The following is an 8,841-nucleotide window of genomic DNA, read 5'->3' as shown; positions in this document are numbered from 1 at the left end:
ATATTAAACCAACACCCTGTTCAGTTTTAAGCACATCAGGTGTGTTATTTTTGTACAGGCTCGCTATGTTCATGTATGAAAAATCTGCCTAACACTGGTTTTCCTACCTGCTTTATCATCTGATTGAACAATAAAACGGCTCATGCTCTCGCCCTGGGGAAACTAGAGCGTATTTTCCCAGCCGGTTAGCCAGGCCAGCGCCACTTTTTCCGGTTCATCGTCGACGGTGGCATCTATCTCCAGACGGGGTAACAACACCCTTGCTCCCAGCTCCTGCAACAGGCCGTCCAACTGACGGCCAGCCCCACAAAAGTGCTCATAGCTGCTATCGCCCAGGGCGATGAGCGCATAGCGCCACCCTTTCATATAGGGAGCCCGATCGGCCAGGGCGGCGGCGAAGGGTTGCAGATTGGGCGGAATATCGCCCTGCCCTGTGGTGGCAGTGATCACCAGCAGAAAGCGGGAGGGATCCAGGTCTTCCAGCACTGCCTCATCGAAGATTTGGCACTCATGTCCGGCCTGCTGCAACTGCGCAGCCAACGTCTCGGCAACCAGCATGGCCGCGCCATAAACGGTTCCAACCACTATATCTATCTGAGCCATAACAGATTCCTTTGACTGACGTGGCGTTACAGCATGCCACAACCCGGTCGAAGGCAACACCCTGCCTCAAGTGAGCAAGCCAGGGGAAGATCAGTAGTCACTCTCGCTGGCGGGCCAGCCCAGCTCGGCAAACAGTTGCAATACGTCTGGCCCCAGCGGCGCCTGGATCCGCATCGGGACTTTGAGGATCGGGTGCTCGAAACTGAGTCTGCGGGCCACCAGCAGAAGGCGTTCACACCCCAGCTGCTCGCGAAAGAAGCGGTTGTGGCGGCCATCGCCATGGCTGGTATCCCCGACGATGGGGTGGAACAGATGAGCCAGATGGCGGCGCAGCTGATGCTTGCGACCGGTTTTTGGGAACAGCTTGACCAGGCTGTAACGACTGGTGGGGTGCTTCTTGGAAACCGCATAGGGCAACTCGACCTGGTGCAGACGACAAAATGCGGTGACCGCCTCCTGGGCCGGGCGATCCGGGGAGCTCATGGCGTCGGCTATCTTGTCCAGCTGCTCCTTGAGGGGGTAATCGATCACCCCCTGCTCCGGGGCCCAGCCCCGCACCAGCGCCAAATACTCCTTGTGCACCCGACGGGCGGCAAACGCCTCGGTCAGGGTGCGGGCCACCGCAGGATCCAGTGCAAACAACAGTACGCCGGAGGTAGGGCGGTCGAGGCGGTGCACGGGATAGACGTGGCGACCACCGATGAGATCCCGGGTCATCTGCATGGCGAAGCGGGTCTCGGCCTTGTCGAGCCAGCTGCGGTGCACCAGCAGGCCCGACGGCTTGTTGACCGCCACCAGCCAGTCATCCTGATAGAGCAGGGTCAGTTTCATGGTGCCATCACCCCGCCACCCGACAGGGACGCGCCAGCCAACATCTGCGTTTGATCGCGCAGAGTCAGGCTCATTTTTCCACCACCTTACCGGTCAGCAGCAGATCGAAGCGACCGATAAGGCGCAGCAGGCTCGCCATTTCGGCCAGCTCGTTCTTGTAGACTTCGCTCGCCATGGGATAGAGGGATACGCTGGTGGGCAGCGGCGCTTGCAGCATGACCAGCTGCTCCATGCGCGGGATCAGCACAAATTGCAGCCACTGATCGAAGCTCAGGGTATCGACACAAAACGGCAGCTCGCTCGCCAGGGCCTCTTCACCCGGATGCTCATCTTGCCAGCGATCCAGCCGCTGCAACTCGGCGGTGAGTTCACCCAACAGGCCGGCTACCAGCAAATATTGATTCATCTCGTCGTCCTCTTGCTCATGACCACATACCGGTCAGCCTCCCCTGTAAAACAGACACAGGCTGGCCGAGCTCATCAAAAAAGGGCGCTACTATACACCGTCCCCCTCCCCCTCTGCCATGTCCCATTGACAAGCTGGATGCAGAGCCAAGCTATGCAGGTGATCTCGCTGAACGCGCCTTGGCGCATACGGTGCAGAACAAGGTGAAAGCAGCGAACCATCGAACGGACCTGCCAGATCAACGTCGGCCCATGATGGATTCATGGGCTCGACCAAGCAGGCAGCGCTCATCGGGCCGCTTGCTGCTATGTTCTTTTTTTAGCTTTTCCTCGCCGTTGATGACATCTTGCCAAACCAGTGCTCAGAGAGTTTCTGCGCTTGTTTGACTTCCGGCTTGGTCATCGCTGCCTCCAGCTCGTCACGGGCCTGCATGGCTTCAGGCATCCCTTCGGTGGCGGCCAATGAGAGCCAGGCATAGGCATGTATCCGGTTGCGCGGTGCCCCCAGACCTTTCTCACGCAGCGTCCCCATCCGGTATTGGGCCATGCGGTCACCTTGCTGAGCGGCCAGGCGATACTGCTTGAGTGCCAGCGTGTAATCCTCTTTGCCACCTTGGCCCAAACGCAGCATTTCACCGTAGGCGTATTGCGCTGCCGTGTGGCCCTGTTGAGCGGCCTTGGCATAGCTGGCTCTGGCTTGCTCCAAAGCCCCTTGGTCCTGCTGTAACTCCGCCAGCTCAAACCACGCCTTGGTTACGCCACCGTCAGCGGCCAGCGTTAACCAGTGGGCCTGCTGCTCCCGGTCTACCTGCAGCAAGCTCAGTTGGTACTCGGCTTCGTGGGAACCATGTCCGGCTGCCAGCTCCAGCCAATAGCGCCCCAAAGCGGGATCTGCGGGGACTTGCTCCCCTGCCAGATATGCCATCCCTAGCCAGAGTTCAGCCTCGGCAGAGCCCGCATTGGCGGCGCGCTGATAGGCAGCGAAAGCATTAGAAGGAAGCGCCTGTTTAGCTTGCAGCAACAAAGCGTCCGGTTGCTGTTGGGCAGCGGCTTTATCATTCCAGCGCTGGGCAATATCCGGCCGTTTGGCAACCCCTTTGCCCATTTCATAGCGCTGACCCAGCAGGTACTGGGCATCACGGTTGCCCAGTTCTGCCGCTTTTTCTAACCATTTGACGGCATCAGCATCAGCCCCCGGTTGTTTGCTGTACCACAGTGCCAGGACTAACTGCGCTTCGGCATGATCCCGCTTGGCGGCCTGCTCGAACCAGTCGAGGCATTCACTCACCAGTTTGCCTTGATGCTGCTCCTGGCACATCACTCCCAACCGATAGCTGGCATGGGTGTTGCCAAGCCGCGCAGAACGTTGCCACCACTGGGTAGCAAGCGCCGGATTTTTGGGCTCACCGAGCCCAGCCTGATACCAGTCACCCACTTGCCACGCAGCGTTGGCGCGGATCTGCTGATCAGCGGCCAAGGGGCCCGACTGCTCAGCCGCTTGCTGCATCCAGTGCATGGCATTGGGGTAATCAGGTTGGGCCGCCAGACGTTTGGCCAGCTCGTATTGAGCCTTGCCATTGCCCTGAGTGGCAGCTTGGGATAACTCGGCGTCAGTGCGTGACGCAGTGGAAGAACAGGCGGTTATCATGCTGGCTGCCAGTACCAGCCATAAAGTGCGGTTTGTCATATTTTTTGCCTACAGACGTCCGTGGAAAAGGGTCGCTGCTGATAAGCGTTATCACAGTGGCAACCCAACTTGAAAATAGGTATATGCGCTAGATGAATTGCAGTGGCCTATATTAAAAATACCTTTTTAGCATCATCAAGCATCACGGATGCCCCTTTATATATTTAATATCATCAACTAAGAAATTCTCTTTTAGATAGGCTGTGATGATAGGAACATCATCAGCGTTGCAATATAGGATGCGACCAAATATAGGTTTACATGTACGTTCAAATCGCAATGCTTTATATCTTTTTGAAATGGCAAGTGTATAAGGCCACTCTTTATAAAAAATGGTGAACTCCTGATGTAATTCACTTTTAAAGTCAGTAAAAAATACAGCCAAGAGCGCCATACCACCGGCACCCACCAGGGCTAATGGCCCCAGCAGGGCGACCGCGAGCACACATACCACCACACCAAACCACGCCAAGCCACGGACTATGGTATAGGCCACTTCGGGAATCGCATCCTGATAAGTGACGATGACACCTTCAGTGGTTAACCGGTAGTGGTAATCCTTATCTGCCATAACCAAATAGCGAAAATAAGGTGTCATTACAGCAGAGACGATCAACATAATATAAGCAACGCTCCAATCCTCACCCAATAACAGCGCCCCCCCCCCAAGAAATATTGTCGGACAGAGGCACGTTATCATGATGATAATCCAGACTAATGGCGTTGGAACCCTGATCTCCCATTCATGGAGGGTTGGGGCCTCGCGCACCTTTTTTTGATTGGCATCGAGAATGCGCTGTTGCTCCTCCTGCGGTAGCAGATGAAAAGGGGTCTTCTGCTCGCTCACCTCAATGACTTCGTTTGCCTTGTCCATTATTTATTCCCTTGCTTGCCGACCATCAGCGCAGGCATGGCACCCAAGCCGCCTGAGCTTGTCTCCAATGTGATAGGACCGCTACTGCTACTGCTGCCCTTGAAAATAAACTCCCGCTGAATCATGCCCCCGAGATAACCCAGCTCCAGCTTGATGGCCGAATTGGTATCGACCCCCAACGGCAGGGTATAGACCAATTCATCCCAACGTCCGCGTAGCGTCTCTATCACCTTGGGTTGCATGGATACATGATAACGATCCAGCTCCTCTTTGGAACGCGCCGGTATCATCTGGCCAGCCTTGGCGATCGGTTGGCTAATGACCTTCAGCCCTATGGTCTGCCCACGCAAGTGAGCGGGCAGCGAGAGCTGCAATTGCCATTGGGGACGACCCGTGTCCATCCACCCCTGAGGGGGCGTGCGTACCACACTCAGGCTAGCCCCCGGTTTATTGACCAGCAGCTCGAAGCGGGCCAGCTCCTCTTCGGCAGACCAGCCAGCAGGCTGCTTGCCCCAGGTGGATTGACGCAACCAGTTCTCCAGATCCGAAGTTTTAAAGATATTGAGCAGCACAATCACGACCAGATAGGCGGCTCCCAGCACAAAGAAGCCTATCCCCATCCAAGTTGCGCAGATGGCTCCGATGGATGAATAGCCCAGCAAGCCATTGATGCCTAATTGCGCAAACTGTGCAAAAAAAATTACAATTTGCCCGCCCAATACGCCCACTTTCATCTGCAAGAGCGTCTTCTCTATGTCGCTTATCAAGGGGTCTTTACTAGCCTGCAAAGTATCCCAAAGCTCTGCCCCGGCCGCCGCCATGCCCAGGCCTGAAAAGGCCAGCATACGCAGCGAGAAGGTTTTCACCAGCGCGCCATGATCAACATCTTTAATGACTTCTTTAATGGGAAGAGACCTTAGAAGGCGACCATCTTCTAAAACCAATGGTTTCAACTGCCCCCACGCCGCCCCCTGATAGAGCGCGGCGATGGCATTGCCGGTCCAGGCGAAGGCCGAGCCCAGCTGTATATTGGCACGCACCCGGCCAACCGACTGGGCATTTTGCGCCGTCCCTGCAATGACCACACTCAAGTTCCAGAGGTTAAGCAGGGCCACCAACCCACCAAAGGTCGCCAGATTGGGGACTCTCTCGTTCATGGCGGTGATGCGCTGATTTACACCACTGCGCACACTTGCCAGATAGTCGCCGATATATTGTCTGGCCTGCTGCTGGTAGAGGTCACCCTTGAGTTTGACCAGCATGGGCATCTCGCGGGCGATCAAGACATCCAGCTTTTGCTGAAGACTTTGTAGCTGGCCAGTGATGGCCTGCACAGTGGTGTTGCTCCCGGGCGGTGGCGAGCTGATGGCCGACATCTCTTTGACAATGAGCCAGCCCCTCTGCTGGAAGCTCTTGAATAGCATCCGATAGCCGCTGTTGACCTGCAGCGGCTGGTCACCGAGCAGTGACTCCAGCAGCACCAGTCTGAGATTACCTGCCAGGCTGTTCTTCCAGGCATGAGGCAAGATGGCTGCCATGATCTGGGCGTGAGCGCCCTTGGCCAGGGATTTTCCCGCCTCCTTCATGGCGTCAATCACGGCCTCGACAGTCTGAAACCAGGGTTTCTGCTTGAGCTTCTCATCCCCCAATAGCGCTTCCAGATCGGCCGTTCGGCCAAAGAGGGCGGCCATGTCGCCAGAGGAGGTGCTGAGCCAGGCATTGTCTACCGTCTGTTCGCTCAGCCCCTTGTGCAGCGCGGCATCAAAGCCATAGGGGGCCAGCGCCAGCAAGTTGTCACTGACCTTCTCGGCGAGCAGTTTTTCCAGCGCTTTTTTGTTGTCCTCTGCGCTGCAACTGAGGGAGAGGGCCTGCCCCGCCTCGGCAAACAGGGTTTGCAGGTAGGCTTGTCCTTCGGCCGTGCAGTTGTCGAGCCCCAGGGGCAGCGGGTTGGCCTTGAGGCGGGTCAGGCCATTGAGCAGGTCCTCATGGGCCCGCGCCAACGCCAGCGCCAATTCATTGAGCGGTGCCTGATACTGCTTGATAAACGCATTGAGCCCAGTCCAATTGACCTCATCCTGGAACGCTGCGCGTTCTTTCCACTGACTTACCTGCTTGTGGGATGGATTGAAACCATATTGTTCCCGCAAGATTTTCAGCTTGGCATCAGCTTGTTTCTCCATGGGGGAGTCAAAACTCACGACACCAGGCTCTGCCGTCATGTTCTCCGTATCGGCGAGATAGCGATCCCCAAGATAATCATCCAGCGCCTCTTCAAACGCCTGGGTCCTGGCCACATTGCCCCTGACGGAAGCGGGCAAATCCTTCTCATCGAGCCGCACCCGGGCCAGATTGCGCGTCACCTCGGCCATCATCAGCTTGTGCGTGTTTGCCTTGCGCAGTTTCTCATCCTTGCCCATCAAGGCTTCGCGCTTGGCCAACAGTTGATTGACCGTCATGGAAAGGTCTGCCAGATCGGCCAGCGGATCCTCCAGAGCCACTACCATGGCGCTTTGGGGATCTGGCATTCCCGCCTTGTAGGCGGCTGGTGAACCCGCCGGCTTGTGTGCCAACAGTTTGATCCCTTGCTTATCCTCTTCGGCTGGCTTGGCAAGTGGGGTACAAGATAGAACGAACCCCTGATTCGGCAGCCCCAAATCTGCCACCTTGTCAAGCGAATCGGGCAAGCCGCAATGGGGGGCCTTCATGGTGCTGGCGAAGCTGCCCAGCTTGGCCTGCCGCATCCAGGCACTGCGCAAACCGCTGCTCTTCTCCATCTCTTTCTTGATACGCCCTGTCCAGCGCTGGGGAGAATAAATGAGGGACAGAGTGTGAGTCGCCGGATAGAGCAGATGGCCCTTGCTCCCCTTGCTCTGACTGATGAAGGTAGCCTCTTTCACCTCATACTCATCCAACACTTTGGCCTTTTCGTCATAGACATAGAGCCAGCCATCACGCAGCTGACGCAAGGCATAGCCGCTCTCTTTGAACTTGAGCGGCGCGACAAAGCCAGCACCTGCCGGTAATGGATGAGGCTGCCTCTGCAGTGGAGCGAAAGGCTCGTCGAGGGCGTAGCGTACCGGGACTATGGCAATGTTCTTGTTCTTGAGTGGACACACGCCAGCCGGGCTCTTGCTGTTGTTGGGACTTGCACACTGGGCGGCTTGATTGGGCGTATTCATGCGTCTTGATCCTTTTTGCTCAATGATTCCGCCAGCTCAGCGGCTTGCTCAATACGTTGCGAAGGGGTTTGTGCCGAAGGCTGGGTGATCAAAGCCGTGATACGGGGATATTCATCCTGATCACACCAGCCGCTGCCGAGGTAGCCAAGCACATTGAAAAACAGCAGCAGATCCCGCTCGCTCTCGAACCCCTTGCCATAGGCGTAATCGGCCCAGTGGGCAATCCATGTCGAAGGTGCTGGTTGCGCCTGTAAACGAGTTGGAAACCAGGTCTGCATGTGCGTTCTGATCCCATCAAGCACATGCAGCCAACTCACCTCTCCAAGACGGCTCCATTGCATATCGGAAAGCCGCATACCGTCCCCCATAGGAGAACCCAGACCGGGCAATGAAGCCTTGTGTTGCCACTCCTGACCCTCCCCCTGTCGCACCGGGATCCAGACTTGTGCCACTCCTTGCCAAAGCCAGGGCTCGTCGTCCATAAATAGTCGCCACATAGTCTCAGGCATGGCCAGCTTGAGCAGGATCCTGCTGCCGTAAGGGCTCTCCACCTCGATAAGAGAGCGGAACCGATCAGCCAAAGGCAACAGCGAAAGCCGAGACGATAACAGGTAACCCCATGATGGTTCACGGTTTTGTATGAACCAGTCCAGCAGGTTTGGCGTCGCACAAACCAGACAAGGGCTCACCTCTCGCAGGCAGTCCCAAGGAGCATAAAGATAAATGGGCTGATAAGCGGGAGCATCATCCTGTTCGAACAAGACCCGCTCCAGTTCAGCAATGCGGGCACCATCAAGCAACAGATAGAGCTGCTCACCACTGGCAAGCTCGATATCGGGTGCGGATGCGATGGAGGTAACCGCCATCAACTACCCCCTTCCTGCTTGGCCAATTGCTCACAAATTTCACAGACTGGCTCGGCGGATTTGAGGGTGGCTATCTGACGGATGGGGTCCACCGGTGGCGGTGGTGGCACCACCTCGACATCATCAGGTTGTATCGGCATCTGCCCGCCCCAGCCCGAGCCAGAACCCGCACTCCCGCCAGAGTTCATCTTGATGGAGCCGCCAGAGAGGGTGACTCCACCGGCATCAATCTTCACAAAGCTGCCGCCCACTTTCAGGGTCAGTTCGGCCCCGGCCTCCATCACGATTTTCATGCCCGCCTTGTGGTGCACTTCGCTGCCAGCATCAACCAGCAGTGACTGCCCCAGTTTCTGGTGCATGGAAGCATCGACCGTCAGCGAATAGTCGGCCTTGATC

The 8,841-nt window shown here is 56.7% G+C and carries 7 protein-coding genes and 1 pseudogene; all 8 read right to left on the bottom strand.

Annotated elements, in window-relative coordinates:
- Positions 1–162 precede the first annotated feature (162 nt).
- Entirely contained in the window at positions 163–603 is a 441-nt protein-coding gene (locus AAC083_RS13470; protein WP_042038134.1) for a flavodoxin, read from the bottom strand.
- 90 nt (positions 604–693) lie between these two features.
- Entirely contained in the window at positions 694–1,434 is a 741-nt protein-coding gene (truC, locus tag AAC083_RS13465; protein WP_108536859.1) for a tRNA pseudouridine(65) synthase TruC, read from the bottom strand.
- A 70-nt stretch (positions 1,435–1,504) separates the two neighbouring features.
- Positions 1,505–1,840, bottom strand: a complete 336-nt coding sequence (locus tag AAC083_RS13460) for a YqcC family protein (protein WP_108536858.1) — start codon at positions 1,838–1,840, stop codon at positions 1,505–1,507.
- A gap of 318 nt (positions 1,841–2,158) precedes the next feature.
- Complete coding sequence (locus tag AAC083_RS13455) at positions 2,159–3,526, bottom strand: tetratricopeptide repeat protein (RefSeq protein ID WP_108536857.1); 1,368 nt, start codon at positions 3,524–3,526, stop codon at positions 2,159–2,161.
- Positions 3,527–3,668: 142 nt separating this feature from the next.
- A complete protein-coding gene (locus tag AAC083_RS13450; RefSeq protein ID WP_108536856.1) occupies positions 3,669–4,400 on the bottom strand; it encodes a hypothetical protein in 732 nt (243 codons plus the stop codon).
- Positions 4,400–7,579 (bottom strand): toxin VasX, encoded by a 3,180-nt coding sequence (locus AAC083_RS13445; RefSeq protein WP_108536855.1) that lies wholly within the window; start codon positions 7,577–7,579, stop codon positions 4,400–4,402. The genes AAC083_RS13450 and AAC083_RS13445 overlap by 1 nt, the downstream gene beginning before the upstream one ends.
- A complete protein-coding gene (locus tag AAC083_RS13440) occupies positions 7,576–8,445 on the bottom strand; it encodes a DUF4123 domain-containing protein (RefSeq protein WP_108536854.1) in 870 nt (289 codons plus the stop codon). Before AAC083_RS13440 ends, AAC083_RS13445 begins: the two co-directional genes overlap by 4 nt.
- A pseudogene (locus tag AAC083_RS13435) lies at positions 8,445–8,841 on the bottom strand (type VI secretion system tip protein VgrG); the annotation flags it as partial. The gene AAC083_RS13440 and the pseudogene AAC083_RS13435, both read right to left, overlap by 1 nt.

The organism is Aeromonas sp. HMWF014, from assembly GCF_963878295.1.
In the GTDB taxonomy this organism is placed as follows: Bacteria; Pseudomonadota; Gammaproteobacteria; order Enterobacterales; family Aeromonadaceae; genus Aeromonas; species Aeromonas popoffii.
Note: the sequence above shows the minus strand (reverse complement) of the source record. Positions and strands in the feature narration are given on the sequence as shown.